Below are 21655 nucleotides of genomic sequence, written 5' to 3'. Positions count from 1 at the left end.
GCCGGCGCCGGGCGCGGACGGCCTCAGTCGGTGACGCCGTACAACCGGTCACCGGCATCGCCGAGGCCGGGCACGATGTAGCCCTTCTCGTTCAGCTTCTCGTCCACCGCGGCGACCACCAGGGTGGTCGGGATCTGCAGCGGTTCGAGCAGCTCCTTCAGCCGCTCGATGCCCTCGGGGGCGGCCAGCAGGCAGATACAGGTGATGTGGTCGGCACCGCGGTCGACCAGGAACTGCACGGTCCCGGCCAGCGAGCCGCCGGTGGCCAGCATCGGGTCCAGCACGATGCACTGGCGGCCGGCCAGATTGTGCGGCAGCCGCTCGGCATAGGTGACCGGCTGCAGCGTCTCCTCATTGCGGACCATGCCGACGAAACCGACCTCGGCGGTCGGGATCAGCTTGGTCATGCCCTCCAGCATTCCGAGCCCTGCACGCAGGATAGGCACCACCATCGGCCGCGGGTCGGACAGCCGTACCCCGGTGGCCGGGGCGACCGGGGTCTGCACCGTCGCCGGCTCGACCCGGATCTCCCTGGTCGCCTCGTAGGCCAGCAAGGTGACCAGTTCCTCGGTCAGTTGCCGAAAGGTCGCCGAATCGGTCGACTCGTCCCGCAGGACGGTCAACTTGTGCGTTACCAGCGGATGATCGACGACGCGCAGTTCCACACCGAGCACTTTCCCACAAACGGGCCGTCGATGCGCGGGTCCGGCCCGGATCGGCGTACCGGTATCGCCGTCGATCTGGCACCATGGGGCGGTGAGCGGGAGACCCTGGTGAGCGATTACGACTCCGAGGACTACGAGTCCTTCCAACTCGGGCGCGCAGCCGACGACGCGGGTGCTCGGGACCCCGATGAGCCCGAGATCGATCCCGACGACGAAGATCTCGATGACGACGCCTTCGACGAGCCCGAGGACGCGACCGCCGACGAGATCGATCTGGTGGTCGCCGCCTATCGCGAGGACGGCATGCCGGTCGCCCGGGCGCTGGACCTGGAACTCGCCAACGATCTGGAGGAGTTGATCGTCCAGCTGCGTCGGTTGCCCGGTGATGCCGGCGCGATCGGCTTCGTCTCCCTGGTCGGTGAACTGATCGTGCTGGTACGGGTACGCGGCCGGATGGTGCAGACCGTCCTGTCCGACGGCGGCGCCAGTGAGGATTGGCCGATCGCCCGCGATGTCGCCGACTACCTGAACGAGAACGACATCGACTCCGACGACTTCGAGCCGATCGGCGACCTCGGGATCTTCGGCGACATCGGCATCAGCGACTTCGAGTTGGAGGCCCAGCTGGCCGAGCTCGAGGACGATGCCGACTCGGTCGAGGTGGTGCTGGCGATCGCCGAGCGGATCGGCATCGGCCCGGTCGTCCGGCGGGTTGTCGACAACGAATTCTCCTGATGGCTTCCCGCTTCGACCCGCCGATGGGCGAGGCGTTGGATCATGCCGAACGGGCGCTGGCTCACCATGACGTCCCGATCGGGGCGGTGGTGATCGACGCAGCGGGGCGGGTGGTCGCCGGGGCCGGCAACGAGCGGGAGCTGACCGGCGACCCGACCGCCCATGCCGAGGTACTGGCTATCCGGCGGGCCGCCGAACGGGTCGGGCAGTGGCGACTCACCGGACTCACCCTGGTCGTCACCCTGGAGCCCTGCGCGATGTGTGCCGGGGCATCGGTGCTGGCCCGGCTCGACCGGATCGTCTTCGGCGCCTACGACCCGAAGGCGGGGGCCATCGCCTCCCTGTTCGATGTGGTCCGCGATCCGCGGCTGAACCATCGCCCGGAGGTGGTCGGCGGGGTGCGGGCAGCAGAGTGCGGACAGTTGCTGCGGGACTTCTTCGGCGGGGTCTGATTCGACGGGGTCTGAATCGAGGGGGCTGATTCGACGGGGTCTGATTCGACGGGGTCTGGGCCCGCTTCTGAGCGAGATCCTCCACTCGATCGCCCGATCTGCCGCTCCGGTGCCGAATTCGCGATCGAGTGGCAGATTTCGCTCACCTCAACGGACGGCATCGGCGATCAGGCCGCCGATCTCGGACACGTCACCGCGCAACTGGCCGAGGCTGATCCGGATGAACTCACCGGGTTCACCGGCCTCGGCCTGGAAGGCGCTGCCGGCCGCCACCTTGATCCCGCTGGCGGCGAGTTGCACCACCGCACTGCGTTCGTTGCCGACCGGCAGCCACAGGTTCAACCCGTCACCGGGACGATTGATCGGCACCCCCGCATGCTGCAGCGTGCTGACCAGGTTCTGCTGCCGGTTCCGGTACTCGCGCCGGGCTCGGGCAACCTGGGTGATCGACTCGGCCCGGCTCAGCAGTTCGTACAGCAACTGCTGGATCATCCGCGACGTCCAGCCCGGGCCGAGGATCCGGCGGGAGACGATCGGATCGACCAGCCGCGGCGGCCCGGCCAGGGCGGCGATGCGCAGGTCGGGTCCGTGGGACTTGGAGAAGCTGCGCAGATGCAGCACCTGCTGCGGCAGCCACTCGGCGAGACTGATCAACGGGGAGCTGGAGATGGACCCGGAGTGATCATCTTCGATGATGATCAGCTCCTCCCCGTTCGGGTGCCCACCGATCACCCGGGCGAGTTGTTCGGCGCGCCGGTGGCTCATGCTGATACCGGTCGGGTTCTGCGCACGCGGCTGCAGCACCAGCACCCGAGGGTGATGGTTCAACGCATGGGCAAGATCATCGACGACGATCCCCTCGTGATCCAGGCCGACCGGGAGCCGGACGCCGCCCAGGTGGTCGAGCAGGTCGAACACCGGCGGGAAACCGGGATCCTCGGCGATCACCCCGTCACCGAAGCGCAGGATCGAGTCCAGTGCCCGGGAGATGCCGTCCAGGGCTCCGTCGACGACGGTCAGGGACTCGACCGGGTACGGCCACTGCTTGCGCAACAATTGGTCCAGCTCGTCGATCACCGGCCGGTCGAGGTAGCTGCTGGTGGCCGCACCCGGTGAGATCCGGGACAGTGCATGGTCCAGCGGTGGCAACAGCTGCGCGTCCGGCGTACCGGTCGACAGGTCCAGCCGGGTGGCATCGGACTGGCGGGCCAGTGGCCGGAAGCGAGGCGGCATCCACTGCCGATTGGTCGCCCGGACGAAACTCCCGCTGCGTCCCCGGGAGATGATCAGGCCCAGCCCCGACAGTCGCTGCCAGGCCGCGCTGACCGTGGCCGGGCTGACACCGAGGTCGAGGGCGAGTTCGCGAACCGTCGGCAGGCGCTCGCCGGGAGCCAGTTCCCCGGAGTTGATCAAGGAGGCGATACCCGCGGCGATGCCGTGGGGAGAACGGTCGGAGATTCTTTCCGCCACCGTCTGGCGCACATTTACCTCCGTGTGATCTGATGAAACAACGGCGAAATGTTCAACGGTGAACATAACAAAACTTACAGGACGAGGCAGTGACGTTTCGTTGGAAGCGCTGTACTGCCGGGGAGGGCCACGATGACCGTAGTCAGGGCAGCAATCACCCAGACCACCTGGACCGGTGACAAGGAGTCGATGCTGGACCGGCATGAGCAGTTCATGCGCGATGCCGCCGCCCAGGGTGCGCAGGTGATCTGCTTCCAGGAGCTTTTCTATGGTCCCTACTTCGGGATCACCCAGGACAAGAAGTACTACCGCTACGCCGAGCCGGCCGACGGCCCGATCGTGCAGCGCTTCGCCGCCCTGGCCAAGGAACTGTCGATGGTCACCATCCTCCCGATCTACGAGGAGGAGCAGACCGGCGTCTACTACAACACCAATGTGATCGTCGACGCCGACGGCACGATCCTGGGCAAGTACCGCAAACACCACATCCCGCATGTGGACAAGTTCTGGGAGAAGTTCTACTTCCGCCCCGGAAACCTGGGCTACCCGGTGTTCGAGACCGCGGTCGGCCGGGTCGGCACCTACATCTGCTACGACCGCCACTTCCCCGAGGGATGGCGTGAACTCGGGCTCAACGACGCCCACATGGTCTTCAACCCCAACGCCACCAAACCCGGCCTCTCCAACCGGCTGTGGGAGATCGAGGGGCCGGCCGCAGCGGTGGCGAACGGCTACTTCGTGCTGCAACCCAACCGGGTCGGCCTGGAGGACAACGAGTACGGGGACGAGGCGGTGAACTTCTACGGCACCAGCCAGGTGATCGACCCGCGAGGCAATTTCGTCGGCGAGCGCGGTTCGGGTGAATCCGAGGAGTTGCTGATCCGCGATCTCGATCTCGGACTGGTGCAGGAGATGCGCGACGACTGGCAGTTCTACCGCGATCGTCGTCCCGACAGCTACGGCGACATCGTCGCCCCGTGAGGAGATTCTGATGACCATCCTGATCAAGAACGGAACCGTGGTCAGCGCGACCGGCAGGACCGCTGCCGATGTCCTGATCGACGGTGAGAAGATCGTTGCCGTACTGGCGCCGGGCAGTGTCCTGCTGGGTACGGATCTGGCCGCCGATGTCGACCAGGTGATCGATGCCACCGGCAAGTACGTGATCCCCGGTGGGATCGATGCCCACACCCACATGGAGATGCCCTTCGGGGGCAGCTTCGCCTCCGACACCTTCGAGACCGGGACCACGGCAGCGGCGATCGGCGGTACGACCAGCATCGTCGACTTCGTCGTCCAGTACCCCGACCAGCGTCCGCTCGACCAGTACCACCTGTGGCAGGAGAAGGCCGGTGGGAACTGCGCGATCGACTACGGCTTCCATCAGATCCTCTCCGATGTCGGCGACGAGTCGCTGAAGGCGATGGATGAGTTGATCACCGAGGGCGTCACCAGCTTCAAGCTGTTCATGGCCTACAAGGGGGTCTTCCTCTCCGACGACGGACAGATCCTGCGGGCCTTCCAGAAGGGTGCCGAGAACGGCGCCATGATGATGATGCACGCTGAGAACGGCGCCATGATCGACGTCCTGGTGCAGCAGGCGATCGCCGCCGGCAACACCGGCCCCTACTACCACGGGATCACCCGGCCGTGGCAGGCCGAGGAGGAGGCCACCCACCGCGCGATCATGATCGCCGACCTGACCGGTGCGCCGCTCTACGTGGTGCATGTCAGCGCCAAACAGGCGGTCGACCAGATCGCCACAGCCCGGGACAAGGGCCTGAACATCTTCGGTGAGACCTGCCCGCAGTACCTGTACCTCTCCTTGGAAGAACAGCTCGGTGCGCCCGGTTTCGAGGGAGCCAAATGGGTCTGCTCGACGCCGCTGCGCTCGCGGGCCGAGGGTCATCAGGACCACATGTGGCAGAGCCTGCGGACCAATGACATCCAGATGGTCTCCACCGACCACTGTCCGTTCTGCATGAAGGAGCAGAAGGAGCTGGGGATCGGTGACTTCTCCAAGATCCCGAACGGCATCGGCAGCGTCGAGCACCGGATGGACCTGATGTACCAAGGTGTCGTCAACGGTCAGCTGACGCTGGAGCGGTGGGTGGAGATCACCTCCACCACCCCGGCGCGGATGTTCGGCATGTACGGCAAGAAGGGCGTGATCGCCCCCGGTGCCGACGGCGATGTGGTGATCTACGACCCCAACGGGCACACCTCGATCGGGCTGCCGGTCGATGCCGACGGCAATCCCACCGGCCGCAGCCATCACATGAACATGGACTACTCGGCCTGGGAGGGATTCGAGATCGACGGACGGGTGGACACCGTGCTGTCCCGCGGCAAGGTGGTCGTCGACGGTGGCAACTACATCGGCACCAAGGGACACGGGCAGTACATCAAGCGTGGCCTCAGCCAGTACCTCAACTGAGACAGGAACCGATCATGGAATTCGGCGCAGTACTGCAACCCGACCCTCCGGCCAGCCGGACCGTCGCCTTGGCCAAGTTGGCCGAACAGCACGGTTTCAGTCATGCCTGGACCTTCGACTCCCATCTGCTGTGGCAGGAGCCCTATGTGCTTTACTCGGCGATCCTGGCCGAGACCCGCAAGATCAAGGTGGGGCCGTTCGTCACCAACCCGGCCACCCGGGACTGGACCGTCACCGCCAGCCTCTACGCCACGCTGAACGAGATGTACGGCAACCGGACGATCTGCGGCATCGGTCGCGGCGACAGCGCGGTACGGGTGACCGGTGGCAGGCCGACCACCTTGAAGGCGCTGCGGGAATCGATCCATGTGATCCGGGAGCTGGCGAACTCCCGGGCGGTGGAGTACAACGGCGCCACCTTGCAGTTCCCCTGGTCGAGCGGCAGCCAGTTGGATGTCTGGGTGGCCGCCTACGGTCCGCGGGCGTTGCAACTGGCCGGTGAGGTCGGGGACGGGTTCATCCTGCAGCTGGCCGATCTGGACATCGCCGAATGGATGATCAACACCGTCCGTACCGCAGCCGCCGATGCCGGACGCGATCCGTCGACGGTGAAGATCTGCGTCGCCGCACCGATGTACATCGGTGACGACCTGCAGCACATGCGGGACCAGAGCCGCTGGTTCGGCGGAATGGTCGGCAACCATGTCGCCGACATCGTCGCTAAGTACGGCGACCAGGGCTCGGTGCCGCAGGCCCTGACCGACTACATCGCCGGCCGGACCGGGTACGACTACAACACCCACGGTCGCGCCGGGAACGATCATGTCGACTTCGTGCCGGACGAGATCGTCGACCGGTTCTGCCTGCTGGGCACCGCCGAACAGCACATCGAGAAGCTGCAGGCGCTGAAGGCGTTGGGAGTCGACCAGTTCGCCGGGTATCTCCAGCACGACAACAAGGAGGAGACCCTGCGGGTCTACGGTGAGGTGGTGATCCCGGCACTGCGGGAGACGGTGACCGCCCGTGCCTGATCTTCGGTGGTCCGAAGTGATCATGATCGGGTCGCGGTATGAGCGCAGCTGACACCGCACCTGCGGTACGGGCCCGCCGCCGCGGGCCGGACTGGTCGCGGATCGGTTGGGGTGTGGCCGGGGTACTGCTGCTCGGGCTGCTCTGGGAGGGCTACAAGGCCATCGGACCCGAGGACGGGTTGGTGATCGGCGGCGTCCGGGTGCTGCCCCGTACCAGCGACCTGGCGATGCCCCACATCTGGGAGATCTTCATCCGGATCAGCGAGGGGACGACCAGTTCCTCCCGCTCGGAGCCGTTGTGGCTGGACGTGTTGCTGGCCTGTGCGGTCACCCTTGGGATCGCGGCGGTCGGCTGGCTGGTCGGGTTGGTCATCGGCATGGCACTGGCCCTGCTGATGCAGCGCTGGAAGCTCGCCGAGGCCGCCGTCCTGCCCTGGGTCGTGCTGAGCCAGACCGTACCGCTGATCGCCTTCGCTCCTTTGGTCAAAACCTGGGGCTCACAGATCGAGATCGGTGACTTCGAGTGGGCCGATTGGATGTCGGTGGCGGTGATTGCCTCCTACCTGGCGTTCTTCCCGATCGCCATCGGTGCCCTGCGCGGTTTGAACTCCCCCGATGCCATCCACAACGAGCTGTTCCGCAGCTATGCCGCCGGATGGTCGAAGACCTTGATCAGATTGCGCTTGCCGGCCGCGGTGCCCTACCTACTGCCGGCGCTGCGACTGGCCGCAGCGAATGCCGTCGTCGGCGCGGTGGTTGCCGAGGTATCCACCGGTATGCAGGGCGGGATCGGCCGGATGCTGGTGACCTTCGCCGGTCAGGCATCCGGTGACCCGGAGAAGGCCTGGGCGCCGATCATCGGTGCGGTCCTGCTGGGCCTGATCGCCGCCGGCTCGGTCGGCATCCTCGGAATGATCTTGAAGAACTATCGACGCGCGGAGGTCAATGCATGAGTGCTGAGTCCAGGGAACCGGCTGTCGCCGTCGATGCGGTGGACAAGCGGTTCGCCACCGGTTCGGGTGAAGTGGTCGCCCTGCAGGGGATCGAGCTGACGATCGCGGCCGGTGAGTTCGTCTCCTTGATCGGCCCCTCCGGATGTGGCAAGTCCACCCTGCTGCGGGTGATCGCCGATCTGGAACAACCGACCACCGGAGCGGTCCGGGTGTTCGGCAAGTTCGCCCGGCAGGCACGACTCGACCAAGACTACGGCATCGCGTTCCAGCAGGCGGGGCTACTGCCCTGGCGGACCGTCCTGGCCAACATCGAACTGCCGTTGGAACTGCACGGGGTCGGCAAGGCGGCGAGGACCGCCCGGGCGAAGGAACTGCTGGAACTGGTAGGTCTGCCCGACTTCGCCAAGCACTATCCCGACCAGCTCTCCGGCGGTATGCAGCAGCGGGTCGCGATCGCCCGCTCGCTGGCCGAGCGGCCGAAACTGCTGCTGATGGACGAACCGTACGGTGCGCTGGACGAGATGACCCGCGAGCGGTTGCAGTCCGAACTGGTACGGATCACCAAGGAGACCGAGGCGGCGGTCGTCTTCGTCACCCACTCGATCCCCGAGGCGGCCTTCCTCTCCGACCGGGTGGTCGTGATGTCGCCACGACCGGGCAGGATCCAGGAGATCGTGACCATGGAGTTCGACGGCGCTGCCCGCGACGAGGAACTGCGCCAGAGTGCCCCGTACTTTGCCATGGTGACCGCGGTACGTGAGGCGCTGCACGCAGGAGCGGCACACTGATGGCCAGCATCGCCGAAGCGCCGGCCACCCGGGTGATCGCGCCGGTCGCCCTGGGGGTGATTGCGCTCGGCCTGTGGCAGGCGTTGGCCGGTTCCGGAGTGGTCGACGACTACCTGTTGCCCAGCCCGGGAGCGATCGCGGGGGAGTTCGTCGCCTTCGCCCCGGAGTTGTTCGCCGCCGCCAAGGTGACCGGCTGGAATGCCCTGGTCGGTCTGGTCGGCGGCACCGTGATCGGGGTGGTGCTCGCCCTGGCCGCGTCGATGGCGAAACCGATCGATGCGATGGCCGCACCGGTGGTCGCCGCGCTCGCGGTCGTACCGATCGTCGCCCTGGCGCCGGTGCTGAACACCATGTTCGGTGCCGACGCCGAGACCGGCCGGCAGATGATCGCCGGTCTGGCCGCGTTCACCCCGGTCTTCGTCAACACCCTGCGTGGTCTGCGGCAGACCCGGCCGGTGCACCGGGAACTGCTGCGGGCCTATGCCGCCAGCACCTGGCAGACGCTGCGAGTGCTGACCCTGCCGGCGGCCGTACCGTTCATCTTCACCGGGGTCCGGATCGCCAGTTCCCTGGCGGTCATCTCGGCACTGGTCGCGGAGTACTTCGGCGGCCCGCGAGGCGGTATCGGCAGTTTCATCACCACCGCCTCGGCTTCCAGTCAGTACGCACGCGCCTGGGCCTATGTGGCCGTGGCGATCCTGCTCGGACTGGTGTTCTTTCTCGTCACCGCCGCAATGGAGCGGTGGGCAACAGCCCGCGGGGGGCGTCCGTCGGCAAGCAGCCATTGACGGTGATCATCAATGAAGGGGAGATCCATGACCACACCGATGCGCCGCATTGCGGCCGGCCTGGTGGCCGCGAGTGCAGCACTCGCGCTCACCGCCTGTTCCTCCGACGGAGGGTCCGAACCGGGGGGTGACGGGGGCGGTGAGCTGACCGAGGTCACCCTGCAACTGCAGTGGTTGCCGCAGGGACAGTTCGCCGGGTACTACGCAGCACTCGAGCAGGGCTTCTTCGAGGAGCAGGGCCTGGATGTCGAGATCGTCCCCTCCGGTGGTGACATCGTGCCGCAGGATGCACTGGTGAACGGTGAGGCCGACTACGCCATCGCCTGGGTGCCGAAGGTGCTCGGGTCGATTGAGTCCGGTGCCAACATCACCAACATCGCCCAGATCCTGCAGACCTCGGGCACGCTGCAGGTCTCGATGGCCGACAGCGGGATCACCAGCGTCGCCGACTTCGAGGGCAAGCGGATCGGCAGCTGGGGATTCGGCAACGAGTGGGAGATCTTCGCCGCCATGGCCGAGGAAGGCCTCGATTCCAACTCGGTGGAGATCATCACCCAGGACTTCAACATGAACGCCTTTCTGCAAGGTGACATCGATGCGGCCCAGGCGATGACGTACAACGAGTACGCCCAATTGCTGGAGACGGTGAATCCCGACACCGGTGCGCTGTACACCCCGGAGGACTTCAACGTGATCAGCTACGAGGAAGACACCGGCGGCGCGATGCTGCAGGATGCGATCTGGGCCGATGCCGGGCGGCTGGAGTCCGACCCCGCCTACCAGGAGACCACGGTCTCCTTCCTGAAGGCGGTCGCCCAGGGGTGGGCCTATGCGGCACAGAATCCCGAGGAGATGGCCGATGTGGTGATCGAGGAGGGGTCGAGCTGGCCGCTCACCCATGAGAAGTGGATGGTGAACGAGATCAACAAGCTGATCTGGCCGTCGCCGAACGGGATCGGCATGATGGATCCCGAGGCATGGGACCGGACGGTCGATCTGGCGTTGCGGACGACCAACGAGAACGGTGAACAGATCATCACCACCGCGCCGCCGGAGACCGCCTACACCACCGAGTACATGCAGCGGGCACTGGATGAGCTGGCCGAGGAGCAACCCGATCTGGATCTGACCGGGGAGTCCTTCACGCCGATCGAGGTGACCCTCACCGAGGGCGGCAACTGATCCAGGACTGAACGCGATACGAGGGGACGTGACCGGCGGTCACGTCCCCTTGTCGCTGCCCTCGGGGCCGAGCCGGCGTTCGATCCGTTCCAGCTTGGCCATGATCGCCTCGTACTGGATCCGTTCCAGCTCCTGGTCGGCTTCCAGACGCTCCCGGTTCACCTCGGTCTCCATCGCCGAGACGATCACACCGATCAGCAGATTGAGCATGATGAAGCCGACGATCACCAGATAGATGACGAAGAAGATCCAGCCGGCCGGGTGCTTGTCCATCACCGCTGCGGCGACATCGGGCCAGGCCTCGATGGTCATGATCTCGAACATGGTGAACATCGACCGGCCAAGACTGCCGAAGTACTCATCGACATCGGAGAACAGATGGGTGCCGATCACCGCGCCGCTGTAGAGCGCGACGCCCAGCATCATGATCACGGTGAAGATGCTCGGTACCGCCGACATCATCGCCGAGACGATCCGGCGCAGACTGGGCAGGATCGAGACCAACCGGGCCAATTGCAGCACCCGCAGCACGCGCAGCACCCGGAGATGGCTGACGGCCGGGATCAGGGCCACCAGGACGATCAGCAGGTCGAACCAGTTCCAGCCGCTGCGGAAGAAGCGCTTGCCCTCGGCCCACAGGCGGAGGCCGAGCTCGACGCAGAGCGCGATCACGATCAGGATCTCGGCCACCCGCAGTGCGGTGCCATGACGTTCCAGGATGGTCGGGGAGGACTCCAGACCGACGGCGATCGCATTGGCGAAGATCGTCCCGACCACCGCCAGCTGGAATCCCTTGGACGCAACGATCGCCCTGGCTCGGGCGCGTGAGAGCATCGGGCACCTTCCTGTCTGCTGCGATACGGCTGTCTGTTGCGATAAAGGCTGGTTCACCGCCGGGCGGCCACTGCTGGCCGGGCGGGATCTGCCCGATGCTAGTGGGCGCCCGGTTCTCCGCCGGTGGCGGAATCGGCGGCGTCGACGAAGATCGATGCCAGCACCTGCCGGATCTGGTGCGCGAACAAGGCTTCGGGATCGGAGAAGGATTCGTCTCCGTACTGGCCGAAGACCTCCAGGCTGATTCCGCCGATGATCACCGACCAGAGCAGCGTACCGGCGGCGACCACGGACGCGGAGGTCGTGACCTGCAGTTCCTCGGCCGCGCGCTGCAGGTCGGTCGTGATCGCCGCCGGTGGCCGTTGCAGGTCCGGGCGCAGCAGTCGGGCATCGCCGGCTGCAGCCAACTCGGCGAGCACCAAGGCGATCACCCGCGTGCCCGGCACGGTGGTCAGGTCGGCCGGGGCGGCGTACCCGATCACCGGGCTGCCGTAGAGCAGGGCCCACCGGGGCGGGTCGGCCACGGCCCAGGCGCGCATGGCCAGTGCTGTCGCGCGCAGCCGGTCGCCGGGGTCCGCGATCGGGGCGATCGCTCGCGCCGCAGCGTCGGCGAGATCGTTGTAGGCCTCCACCACCAACTTGGTCAGCAGTTCGTCCCGGCTGCTGACATAGCGATAGACCGCGGAGGAGGCCACCCCGAGATCGCGTGCCACGGCCCGCAATGACAGCGCCGAGGCGCCGACCGAGGTGAGATGTTCGCGGCCCAGCCGCAGGATCTCGGCCTCCATGGCGGCGCGGTTCTCGGCCCGGTTGCCGGGGACGATGCGATGGTGCTCGGTCACCGGATCATCCTGTCACAGAGAAGAACACTGCTCTTGACCTTCGGTAGAGAGCAGTGCACACTAATAACAAGAGCGGTGCTCACTAATCTGGGGAGGTCTCATGCAGATCAATCATCACCGGCCGCCGAGTGCGACCGACCGCCGATTCAACACCGTGGTCCGCTGGTTGGGGGACCGCGGTGTGGGTCTGGCCGGATCGCAGAATCTGACCGTCCGCGGCCGGTACAGCGGCGAACCGCGGGCCGTTCCGGTCAACCCGCTGCACTGGCATGGCGCGGAGTATCTGGTGTCGGTACGTGGAAACGGTCAATGGGTACGCAACCTGCGCGCCGCCGGTGAACTGGAGCTCAGCCGTGGTCGTCGGACTCGTCGGTTGTCGGCTCGCGAGGTGCCGGCCGCCGATCGCGTACCGATCATCGCCGCGTACCTGCGCCGCTGGGGCTGGGAGGTCGGACGCTTCCTGCCCGAGGGACTGGACGATCCCACCGACCCCGCCCAACTGGCTGCCCATGCCGAGCAGATACCCGTCTTCGCGCTGGTGGAATCTTCGACGGTCCGGCGGCAGGGTGTGCACCGCGGAACCGGCCCGGAGCCGGTGCCCGGAGTCTAGGCTGGAACTCCATCGGGGAGAGGATCCAGCCGTGACATCCGAGGTCGATCTGATCACTCGCCTGCTGCAGGTGATCAACGACGACATCGTTCCGTTGACCGCCGCCGGAGTGGCCGAGGGCAACAAACTGTTCGGTGCGGCGATCCTGGACAAGCGCGACCTCTCGGTGGTGATCGCCGAGACCAACAACGAGATCGACAACCCGCTGTGGCACGGCGAGGTGCACGCCTTGAAGAAGTTCTACGAACTCCCGCGCTCGGAGCGACCGTCGACCTCCGACTGCCTCTTCCTGGCCACCCATGAGCCGTGTTCGCTGTGCCTGTCGGCGATCACCTGGACCGGGTTCGACAACTTCTGGTTCCTGTTCAGCCACACCGACTCCCGCGACAGCTTCGCCATTCCGCATGACCTGCGAATCCTGCAGGAGGTCTTCGGTGTCGCACCGGGTGGGTACGCCCGCAGCAATGCCTACTGGAGCGCCCATGCGATCACCGAGGAGCTGGCCGCGCTGCCTCCCGCGCAGGCGGCACCGCTGCAGGCACAGGTGAGCGCGCTGCGACAGACCTATGACCAATTGTCGTCCGACTACCAGGCATCGAAGGCCGAGAACGACATCCCCTTGGCCTGATCTGATCTGCCCGGACTGATTGGCCGGACGGATCCGATCGGCCTGAGCGTGATGGTGAGTGCGTCGGTATCTGCCGCTCGCGCGGCATCTGGTTGCCGACCGGCGGCGTGGCAGGCAGGAGTTGCCTAGACTCCGGCGCATGGGGGAGAAGACGACGGTGGCAGCGCGGATGTTCGTGGGTCTTGCGGTGGTGGCACTGGTGGGCGGATGCGGTCCGGAGGAGGACGACGAAGCGGTCACCGCGCCGGTGACGGAGTCGCCGACGCCGAGCCCCAGCCCCTCGCCGACGCCGGAATCGGTCTACCAGGTGGCGCCGGACTGCGGCCCGATGCCGGGCAATGACGAACTGGTGATCATGGTCACCGGAGGCGAGGTCGACTGCGATCAGGCGAACGCGGTGATCACCGAGTTCCTGCAGATCGGCGATGACGGCGACGACATCCCCGGTGTCGAGGTCGGTGACTACCACTGTGGAACCGCCGACGGTCCGGGCAATGCCACCATCTACGACACCTTCACCGCCTGTGCTGCCGAGGACGGCCGTACCCTCTCGTTGTGGCCGGCCGACAGTCCCGTACCGGCAGGGGACTGGGCCAACTTCGGCAGCTACTCGGCGACCATCAACACCGCCAACAGCTATGACTATGTCTTCACCAGCCCGGGTGGAGAGTGGATCTGCGGAATCCTGGTCACCGATTCGGCCGGGGGCCCGGGAGTTGCCGGCTGTCACGGATCGTTGCCCGATGATGCGGTCGCCGACGGTCCGGTCCCTGACGGCGAGGCGAACACGGTGCTGGTCGGCCGCGGCGACGAAGCGATCTATGCCAGCTACGGTGACCTGGCATTCGGGGGCATCGATCAGCCCCAGACGCTGGCCTACGGGCAGGTGCTCGCCGCGCACGGAGTGGGCTGCACGGTGGTGGAGGAGTCGGCCGGGGAGACGATCATCTGCCTGAACGGGGAGAACGGGTTCGTGGTCGCGCCCGGCACCGGTGAACTGTTCTGATCCGGACACCGTTGCCTTCACCCCTTGCCTTCACCCCTTGCCTTCACCCATCGTCAACCTGCTGGGGTGAACCTGCTGGGATGGAGCTCTGAATCCCGACCCGATGGCGGACAGCGCCTGTCCGCAGCGGATGGCAGGATCGTCGACGATCCCTGCAAAGCCGACAGAGAGGTGGCCCCGTGGCCGCGACCAGGAACCACATCGCCGACAGCCATGACCTGATCCGGGTGATCGGAGCCCGGGAGAACAATCTGCGCGAGGTCAGTCTGGACATCCCCAAACGGCGACTCACCGTGTTCACCGGGGTCTCCGGCTCGGGCAAGAGTTCGCTGGTGTTCGGCACCATCGCCGCGGAGTCCCAGCGGTTGATCAACGAGACCTACAGCAGTTTCGTGCAGAACTTCATGCCCAACCAGGCCCGTCCGGAGGTCGACGTGCTGGAGGGGCTGACGACGGCGATCATCGTCGACCAGGAACGGATGGGTGCGGATCCGAGGTCGACCGTCGGTACCGCCACCGACGCCAATGCGATGCTGCGGATCCTGTTCAGCCGGATCGGTCAGCCCTATGTCGGACCGCCGCCGGCCTTCTCCTTCAACACCCCGTCGGTCAGCGGATCCGGTGCGCTCAAGGTCGGTGACGGCAAGGCCGAGAAGGTCAGCTACACCCGTACCGGTGGCATGTGCCCGACCTGCGAGGGGCGTGGCCGGGTGAACGATGTCGATCTCGACGAGCTCTACGATGCCGAGAAGTCACTCAACGAGGGCCCGTTCAAGATTCCCGGGTACAGCATGGACGGCTGGTACGGGCGGATCTTCATCGGCTCGGGATTCTTCGACCCGGACAAGCCGATCAAGTCCTACAGCAAACGGGAGCTGGACGATCTGCTGCACAAGAAGCCGACCAAGATCAAGGTCGACGGCGTCAACGTCACCTTCGAGGGTTTGATCCCGAGGCTGCACAAATCGATCTTCTCCAAGGATGTCGACTCGCTGCCGTCGCATGTGCGAGCCTTCGTCGAACGCGCGGCGATCTTCCGTATCTGCCCCGAATGCGACGGTACGCGGCTCAGCGAAGCCGCCCGGAACTGCAAGATCAACGGCATCAGCATTGCCGATGCCTGTCGCCTGCAGATCAACGAACTCGCCGATTGGGTGGCCGGGTTGGCAGAGCCGAGCGTCGCCCCCTTGTTGCAGAACCTGCATGCGACCTTGCAGTCCTTCACCGAGATCGGTCTGGGCTACCTGAGTCTGGACCGGCCCGCCGGCACCTTGTCCGGTGGCGAGGCGCAACGGACGAAGATGATCCGCCACCTCGGCTCGTCACTGACCGATGTCACCTATGTCTTCGACGAGCCGACCGTCGGACTGCATCCCCACGACATCGACCGGATGAACACCTTGCTGTTGCAGCTGCGGGACAAGGGCAACACGGTGCTGGTGGTCGAACACAAACCGGAGACGATCGCCATCGCCGATCATGTCGTCGACCTCGGGCCGGGTGCCGGTAGCGAGGGCGGCACGATCTGTTTCGAGGGCACCGTCGAGGGGTTGCGGTCCAGCGACACCCTGACCGGCCGCCACCTCGACGACCGGGTGCAACTGAAGGCCGGGGTGCGTAGCCCCACCGGCACGTTGGAGGTACGCGGGGCCGAGCAGCACAACCTGCAATCGGTCGACGTCGACATCCCCCTGGGCGTGTTGAGCGTCATCACCGGTGTCGCCGGATCGGGGAAGAGCTCACTGATCCACGGATCGGTCTCCCACCGCGAGGACGTGGTGACGGTCGACCAGTCCCCGATCAAGGGTTCCCGACGCAGCAATCCGGCGACCTACACCGGTCTGTCCGAGCCGATCCGGAAGGCCTTCGCCAAGGCGAACAAGGTCAAACCCGCACTCTTCTCGGCCAACTCCGAAGGTGCTTGCCCGACCTGCAACGGCGCCGGGGTGATCTACACCGACCTGGGGATGATGGCCACGGTCAGCAGCCCGTGCGAGGTCTGCGAGGGCAGACGGTTCCAGGCATCGGTACTGGACTACACCCTGGGCGGACTGAACATCGCCGAGGTGCTCGAGCTTTCGGTGGCCCGGGCCGAGGAGTTCTTCGCCTCCGGTGAGGCCAAGGTGCCGGCGGCACACAGGATCCTGCAGCGGATGGTCGATGTCGGCCTCGGCTACCTGACCATCGGCCAGCCGCTGACCACCCTGTCCGGTGGTGAACGGCAGCGGCTGAAGCTTGCGATCCAGATGGGCGAGCCCGGCGAGATCTACGTCCTCGACGAACCCACCACCGGTCTGCACCTGGCCGATGTGCAACAACTCCTCGGGCTGCTCGACCAGCTCGTGGAGTCGGGGAAGACGGTGATCGTGATCGAGCACCATCAGGCTGTGATGGCCCATGCGGACTGGATCATCGACCTCGGCCCTGGCGCCGGACATGACGGTGGGCGGATCGTCTTCGAAGGTACGCCCGAACAACTGGTCGCCAATGCCTCCACACTCACCGGCGAACACCTGGCCGCCTACCTGAGTTGATCGGCCCCGGCTGGCGGCACCGAACCGGGTGGTGGTCTGGGCGTGACCGAAACCGAGGAGCGCCGGCAGATCGCCGCGGGTGTGGGCGTGATGATTCGCCACGGCTCGGGCGCACGGTGTTCGCGTCGGCCCCGTGCTCGGCGTCAGGACTGTGCGGCGAGCCGTTCTGCCAGTACCTCCAGGCCGAAGCGGTAGCCCAGGATCCCGGCGCCGGTGATCACAGCGACCGCGATGTCGGCCAGGTAGGAGCGCTGCCGGAACTCCTCGCGGGCGTGCACATTGCTGATGTGCACCTCCACCAACGGCAGTTCGGCGGCCAGGAAGGCGTCCCGGAGGGCGATCGAGGTGTGGGTGTAGGCGCCGGCATTGACCACCACTCCGGCGGCCCGACCGCGTTCGGCCTGTACCCGGTCGACCAGCTCTCCCTCGTGGTTGGACTGGTGGAAGTCCACCTCCACCCCGAGTTCGGCTGCCCTGGTGCGGACCAACTGCTCGACCTCGGCCAGTCCGGCCGCGCCGTAGACCTCGGGCTGCCGGGTACCGAGCAGGTTCAGGTTCGGACCGTTCAGGACCAGGATCCGGGCGGGAGCGCTCATGGTGTCCTTCGTCTCTCGGGCGTGGCGTCGTTCGGGGCGACGACACTTCGTTCGGGGCCGGCGGGTACGGATCGGTGCCGACCGGCTGGCCCGACCCTACCGCCACCCCCGACCGGCTCGCGCCGGATCAGCGCCGTGTAGACGAAACGCGCTGCGGGCCGGACCTCGAAGGTCCGACCCGCAGCGACCGGTCGATCAGGTGGGGCGTGCTCAGGCCTCGCTGAGCTGCTCCTCGTCGACCGAGGTGCCGGGGGAGGAGTTGCCGGCGGTGTCGCGAGCGCCCTTGGCCAGCGACTCGCGTACCACGGTCTCCACCCGGGTCCCGAGGTCGATGTCGACGTTCTTCCAGTACTGGAAGGCACGCTCCAGGATCGGCTCGGTGACACCGGCCAGCAGGTGACCGGAGATGTTGCCGACCAGCCGGTCGCGGGCAGCATCGTCCAGTACCTCCCGGACCAGGGTGCCGGCCTGACCGTAGTCGTCGTCCTCGGCGCGCAGGGTGTAGGCCTGCCGGACGAACTCGCTGTCCGTGGTCCAGGAGTCGGTCTCGGTGACCAGCGACGGGTCGGCATGCGGGCCGCCGTAGTGATTCGGTGCGTACGGCATCTGCCCCTTGGGGTAGTTGGTGTAGCGCATCGGCCCGGCCTGGCTGTAGTTGGTCACCTTCGCCGCGCGCGGCTTGTTCACCGGCAGCTCGGCGTAGTTCGGGCCGATCCGGTAACGGTGGGTGTCGGCATAGGAGAACACCCGCCCGAGCAGCATCTTGTCCGGCGACAGGCCGATACCCGGGACCAGGGTCGACGGGGCGAACGCGGCCTGCTCGATCTCGGTGAAGAAGTCCTCGGGGTTGCGGTTCAGCTCCATCTTGCCGACCTCGATCAGCGGGTAGTCCTGCTGCGACCAGACCTTGGTCAGGTCGAACGGGTTGAAGCGGTACTCGCGCGCATCGTCGTAAGGCATGATCTGGATCTTCAGCGTCCAGCTCGGGAAGTCACCGCGTTCGATCGCCTCGGACAGGTCACGGCGGTGGAAGTCACCGTCGATTCCGGCCATCTCGTCGGCATCTGCCTGGGTGAAGAACTCGATGCCCTGGTCGGTCTTGAAGTGGTACTTGATCCAGAACTTCTCACCCTTGGCGTTGATCCACTGGTACGTGTGCGAGCCGAACCCGTCCATGTTCCGCCAGGTCTTCGGGATCCCGCGGTCACCCATCAGCCAGGTCACCTGGTGGGCCGAGGCCGGTACCTGGGTCCAGAAGTCCCACTGCATGTTGTTGTCCCGCAACCCGTTGTCGGGACGGCGCTTCTGGGAGTGGATGAAGTCGGGGAACTGGATCGTGTCGCGGACGAAGAACACCGGGGTGTTGTTGCCGACGAGGTCGTAATTGCCCTCGGTGGTGTAGAACTTCAGCGCGAAGCCGCGCGGGTCGCGCCAGGTGTCGGGGCTTCCCTGCTCACCGGCAACGGTGGAGAAGCGGGCCAGCATCTCGGTCTGTGCGCCTGGCTGGAAGAGCGCGGCCTTGGTCCATTCGGAGACGTCATTGGTGACGGTGAAGGTGCCGAAGGCGCCGGATCCCTTCGCGTGCACCACGCGCTCGGGCACCCGCTCACGGTTGAAGTGTGCGAGCTTCTCGATCAGGTAGTGGTCCTGCAGCAGGATCGGTCCGTTCGGACCGACGGTCAGCGAATGCTCGTCGCTTCCGGCCGGCGCGCCGAAGTCATTGGTGGTGACGCCGAAGTTCTCGGTGCCGGGCTGGGAATCGTTGGTCGGCATGGGATGGGGTCCTCTCCTCGTGTGCCGGCCTCCGCCACGGTCGATCGCGGCGCCTCGGCCGCACAGGCGGTGGGGGTAGGCCGGTCCTGTGGGACCCAGTCTAGACCGAGTCTGGAACTGTTCCAGTCTTAGGGGAGGTCGAGACGCTGCGGACAGCCAGCTCACCGAGTTCTCGCATGGTGGCCATCACCGCCCCGAGCGCGGACGGATCGGAGAAGTTGCAGACCACCGCATAGGTCAGCGATCCGGCCGGTCCGCTCAGCAGTCCGACATCGGCACGTACCCCGTCATCGGTGCCGGTCTTGTTCCGGGCCGCCAGCGCGGCGCCCGAGGGTACGTGGGCGAGCGGGTCCAGGTCGAAGGCCGAAGCGACCATCGACAGGTCGAAGGAGGGGGCGAGCCAGTCCAGCAGCAGCTGGCTCACCCGGCGGTTGACCAAGCTGCCGTGGTGGGCGGCAGCGAGCAGTGTCACGAAGTCCCGGGCGCAGCCCGTGCTGAGGGTCTCGGGCTGGTCGGGGCCACGATGATCCCGTACCGCGTCCCAGAGTTGGGAACCGCCGTCGCACAGTGTCGCGGCCAGCCGCTGCACCGAGTCCAGCCCCACCCGCCGCAGCAGGACGTTGGTGGCCCAGTTGTCACTGGCCGCGCCGATCAGGGTCGCGATGTCGGCGATCGGCAGGGTGTCGGTGCGCAGATGCTGCCACAGCCCGGAGTCGGCCACCGGTTCGACCGTGGACCGGGAGAGTTCTTCGGCCGGATCGAGCGAGCCCTCGGTGATCAACTCTGCGGTCCGGGTCAGCAGGAAGAGTTTGCCGACACTGGCGGTACGCAGCAGCCGGTCGGGGTCGTGGAGCAGCGGCGTCCCGGACGGTGGGACGATCATGATGCTCCACGACAGGTCCTCGAGCAGCGGGTCGGCGAGCAAGGAGTCCAGCATCCGCCGAATCTAGCGGGCTGCTTCGGTGGTGATCGCGGCCCACCGGTCCTGTCGTCACTTATGGTCGCCATTCGTGCGGCGGATTCAATGGGTCAGTGCAACAGGTATTGGGAGAGTACTTCGTAGGGGGTGGCGAACTCGAGTCGTTTGCGGGGGCGTCGGTTCATCTGGTCGGCGACGTGGTCGAGGTCGGTTTGGGAGTGGATCGACAGGTCGGTGCGTTTGGGGAAGTACTGGCGCAGTAGCCCGTTGGTGTTCTCGTTGCTCGCGCGTTGCCATGGTGAGCGGGGGTCGGCGAAGTAGATGTCGATTCCGGTCATGTCGCTGATGTGTCGATGCTGGGCCATCTCTCGGCCCTGGTCCCAGGTCAGGGATCGTTTCAGCGTGGTGGGTAGGCCGGCCAACTTGGCGATCAGCCCGTCACGGGTCGCGATGACCCGGTTCTCCTTGGCCGGGTCGAGGTGGATCAGGATCAAGAAGTTCGAGTGTCGTTCCACGATCGTGCCGATCGCTGATTCGCCGTGCTTGCCCACGATCAAGTCACCCTCCCAATGGCCGGGCACGGTGCGGTCCAGCGCTTCGACCGGTCGGTCCCAGATCGAGACCATGTCCTTGATCTGGGATCGGCGGTGACCAGCACGCCGTTGCGGTTGCCGGATCGTGCGTCCGGTCCGAGTGCTCGTTTGCAGGTCACGTTTCAGACCGCCACGGGCCTGCAGATAGAGGGTTCGATAGATCGTCTCGTGACTCACACTCATCGCCGGATCGTCGGGGAAATCTCGCCGTAATCGTCCCACGATCTGTTCGGGCGACAACCGCTCGGCCAGCCCGGCCTTCACCGCTGTCAACAACCGCGGCTCCGACGGAATCTTCAACGTCTTCGGCCGCCGTCGCCCCTCCCAGGCCAGTCGTTGCGCACGCATCGGCCGGTACTCGCTGCGATAGCCCGACACACTGCCGCGTCTGATCTCACGCGAGATCGTCGACGGCGCCGGCCCCAACACCGCAGCGATCGAACGCACTGACCGTTTCTCGACCAACAGCTCCTTGATCCGGAACCGTTCCTCCAAAGACAACCGCGCCCTCGAATCAGCAACGATCCTCGGCCGCACACCCCCCGACCTGACCAGATACCGCCGCAGAGTCCCCTCACCCACACCAAGATCGGCAGCGATCACCTCCAACGACTGTCCCATCGCCCGAGCATCCCAAAACGCCGCCAACCGCAACGACGATCCCATCTCGAAAAACAACGGCCCATCACGAAAACCCACAACACACTCCCACCACTCGAGGTGTTGGGGTTGACCCTGTTTGACGGACACCTTGTTGGCGGGCCTGCGGGTCTGCCGGAGAGGATGTCTGTTATGGCGTCGAAGAAGCGGAAGTCGTAT

Annotated in this window: 21 protein-coding genes; 13 read left to right on the top strand and 8 right to left on the bottom strand. The window is 66.1% G+C overall.

What is annotated here, in order from left to right:
* Nucleotides 1-23 precede the first annotated feature (23 nt).
* Complete coding sequence (gene upp / locus CLV29_RS15690) at nucleotides 24-665, bottom strand: uracil phosphoribosyltransferase (RefSeq protein WP_133756058.1); 642 nt, start codon at nucleotides 663-665, stop codon at nucleotides 24-26.
* Here upp and CLV29_RS15685 point away from each other — a divergent pair.
* A complete protein-coding gene (locus tag CLV29_RS15685; RefSeq protein ID WP_243831988.1) occupies nucleotides 642-1400 on the top strand; it encodes a tRNA adenosine deaminase-associated protein in 759 nt (252 codons plus the stop codon). The genes upp and CLV29_RS15685 overlap by 24 nt on opposite strands.
* Before the next feature lie 23 nt (nucleotides 1401-1423).
* Nucleotides 1424-1852 (top strand): nucleoside deaminase, encoded by a 429-nt coding sequence (locus CLV29_RS15680; protein WP_133756129.1) that lies wholly within the window; start codon nucleotides 1424-1426, stop codon nucleotides 1850-1852.
* 147 nt (nucleotides 1853-1999) lie between these two features.
* Here CLV29_RS15680 and CLV29_RS15675 read toward each other — a convergent pair whose 3' ends face one another.
* On the bottom strand, nucleotides 2000-3334 hold the full coding sequence (locus CLV29_RS15675; RefSeq protein WP_208293006.1) for an aminotransferase class I/II-fold pyridoxal phosphate-dependent enzyme: 1335 nt from the start codon (nucleotides 3332-3334) through the stop codon (nucleotides 2000-2002).
* A gap of 120 nt (nucleotides 3335-3454) precedes the next feature.
* Between CLV29_RS15675 and CLV29_RS15670 the strand changes: the two genes are divergently transcribed.
* From CLV29_RS15670 to CLV29_RS15640, 7 genes are read left to right on the top strand one after another with little or no spacing between them, the layout of a single operon-like run.
* The gene (locus CLV29_RS15670) at nucleotides 3455-4303 is read left to right on the top strand and encodes a nitrilase-related carbon-nitrogen hydrolase (RefSeq protein WP_133756056.1); all 849 of its coding nucleotides are present in this window, start codon (nucleotides 3455-3457) and stop codon (nucleotides 4301-4303) included.
* Nucleotides 4304-4313: 10 nt separating this feature from the next.
* Entirely contained in the window at nucleotides 4314-5759 is a 1446-nt protein-coding gene (gene hydA / locus CLV29_RS15665; RefSeq protein WP_208293005.1) for a dihydropyrimidinase, read from the top strand.
* A gap of 14 nt (nucleotides 5760-5773) precedes the next feature.
* Complete coding sequence (locus CLV29_RS15660; RefSeq protein ID WP_133756054.1) at nucleotides 5774-6790, top strand: TIGR03842 family LLM class F420-dependent oxidoreductase; 1017 nt, start codon at nucleotides 5774-5776, stop codon at nucleotides 6788-6790.
* 38 nt (nucleotides 6791-6828) lie between these two features.
* Complete coding sequence (locus CLV29_RS15655; RefSeq protein ID WP_133756053.1) at nucleotides 6829-7743, top strand: ABC transporter permease; 915 nt, start codon at nucleotides 6829-6831, stop codon at nucleotides 7741-7743.
* Complete coding sequence (locus tag CLV29_RS15650) at nucleotides 7740-8531, top strand: ABC transporter ATP-binding protein (RefSeq protein ID WP_133756052.1); 792 nt, start codon at nucleotides 7740-7742, stop codon at nucleotides 8529-8531. The genes CLV29_RS15655 and CLV29_RS15650 overlap by 4 nt, the downstream gene beginning before the upstream one ends.
* Nucleotides 8531-9319 (top strand): ABC transporter permease, encoded by a 789-nt coding sequence (locus CLV29_RS15645; RefSeq protein WP_133756051.1) that lies wholly within the window; start codon nucleotides 8531-8533, stop codon nucleotides 9317-9319. The genes CLV29_RS15650 and CLV29_RS15645 overlap by 1 nt, the downstream gene beginning before the upstream one ends.
* 27 nt (nucleotides 9320-9346) lie before the next feature.
* On the top strand, nucleotides 9347-10501 hold the full coding sequence (locus tag CLV29_RS15640; RefSeq protein WP_243831987.1) for an ABC transporter substrate-binding protein: 1155 nt from the start codon (nucleotides 9347-9349) through the stop codon (nucleotides 10499-10501).
* A 39-nt stretch (nucleotides 10502-10540) separates the two neighbouring features.
* On the opposite strand, the gene CLV29_RS15635 is transcribed toward CLV29_RS15640, so the two are convergent.
* Together CLV29_RS15635 and CLV29_RS15630 are read right to left on the bottom strand one after the other, a co-directional pair.
* Nucleotides 10541-11335 (bottom strand): ion transporter, encoded by a 795-nt coding sequence (locus tag CLV29_RS15635; protein ID WP_133756050.1) that lies wholly within the window; start codon nucleotides 11333-11335, stop codon nucleotides 10541-10543.
* Between the two features lie 98 nt (nucleotides 11336-11433).
* On the bottom strand, nucleotides 11434-12177 hold the full coding sequence (locus CLV29_RS15630) for a TetR/AcrR family transcriptional regulator (protein ID WP_243831986.1): 744 nt from the start codon (nucleotides 12175-12177) through the stop codon (nucleotides 11434-11436).
* A gap of 100 nt (nucleotides 12178-12277) precedes the next feature.
* On the opposite strand from CLV29_RS15630, the gene CLV29_RS15625 reads away from it, so the two are divergent.
* From CLV29_RS15625 to CLV29_RS15610, 4 genes are all read left to right on the top strand, one after another.
* Nucleotides 12278-12787, top strand: a complete 510-nt coding sequence (locus CLV29_RS15625; RefSeq protein ID WP_208293004.1) for a nitroreductase family deazaflavin-dependent oxidoreductase — start codon at nucleotides 12278-12280, stop codon at nucleotides 12785-12787.
* 31 nt (nucleotides 12788-12818) lie between these two features.
* Entirely contained in the window at nucleotides 12819-13415 is a 597-nt protein-coding gene (locus tag CLV29_RS15620) for a nucleoside deaminase (RefSeq protein WP_243831985.1), read from the top strand.
* A gap of 139 nt (nucleotides 13416-13554) precedes the next feature.
* Entirely contained in the window at nucleotides 13555-14421 is an 867-nt protein-coding gene (locus tag CLV29_RS15615) for a hypothetical protein (RefSeq protein ID WP_133756048.1), read from the top strand.
* Nucleotides 14422-14600: 179 nt separating this feature from the next.
* A complete protein-coding gene (locus tag CLV29_RS15610) occupies nucleotides 14601-16955 on the top strand; it encodes an ATP-binding cassette domain-containing protein (protein WP_208293003.1) in 2355 nt (784 codons plus the stop codon).
* 143 nt (nucleotides 16956-17098) lie between these two features.
* Here CLV29_RS15610 and aroQ read toward each other — a convergent pair whose 3' ends face one another.
* The 4 genes from aroQ to CLV29_RS15590 all read right to left on the bottom strand — a co-directional run bounded on the left by aroQ (nucleotide 17099) and on the right by CLV29_RS15590 (nucleotide 21457).
* The gene (aroQ, locus tag CLV29_RS15605; RefSeq protein WP_133756046.1) at nucleotides 17099-17551 is read right to left on the bottom strand and encodes a type II 3-dehydroquinate dehydratase; all 453 of its coding nucleotides are present in this window, start codon (nucleotides 17549-17551) and stop codon (nucleotides 17099-17101) included.
* Between the two features lie 210 nt (nucleotides 17552-17761).
* Nucleotides 17762-19324, bottom strand: coding sequence for a catalase (locus tag CLV29_RS15600; RefSeq protein ID WP_133756045.1), 1563 nt, complete (start codon nucleotides 19322-19324; stop codon nucleotides 17762-17764).
* 100 nt (nucleotides 19325-19424) lie between these two features.
* Entirely contained in the window at nucleotides 19425-20261 is an 837-nt protein-coding gene (locus CLV29_RS15595) for a serine hydrolase (RefSeq protein ID WP_133756044.1), read from the bottom strand.
* 92 nt (nucleotides 20262-20353) lie between these two features.
* The gene (locus tag CLV29_RS15590) at nucleotides 20354-21457 is read right to left on the bottom strand and encodes an IS30 family transposase (protein WP_166649320.1); all 1104 of its coding nucleotides are present in this window, start codon (nucleotides 21455-21457) and stop codon (nucleotides 20354-20356) included.
* Nucleotides 21458-21655 lie beyond the last annotated feature (198 nt).

This window comes from Naumannella halotolerans (assembly GCF_004364645.1).
Classification (GTDB): Bacteria; Actinomycetota; Actinomycetes; order Propionibacteriales; family Propionibacteriaceae; genus Naumannella; species Naumannella halotolerans.
The sequence above is the reverse complement of the archived record's forward strand: the minus strand, read 5'-3'. Positions and strand labels throughout refer to the sequence as shown.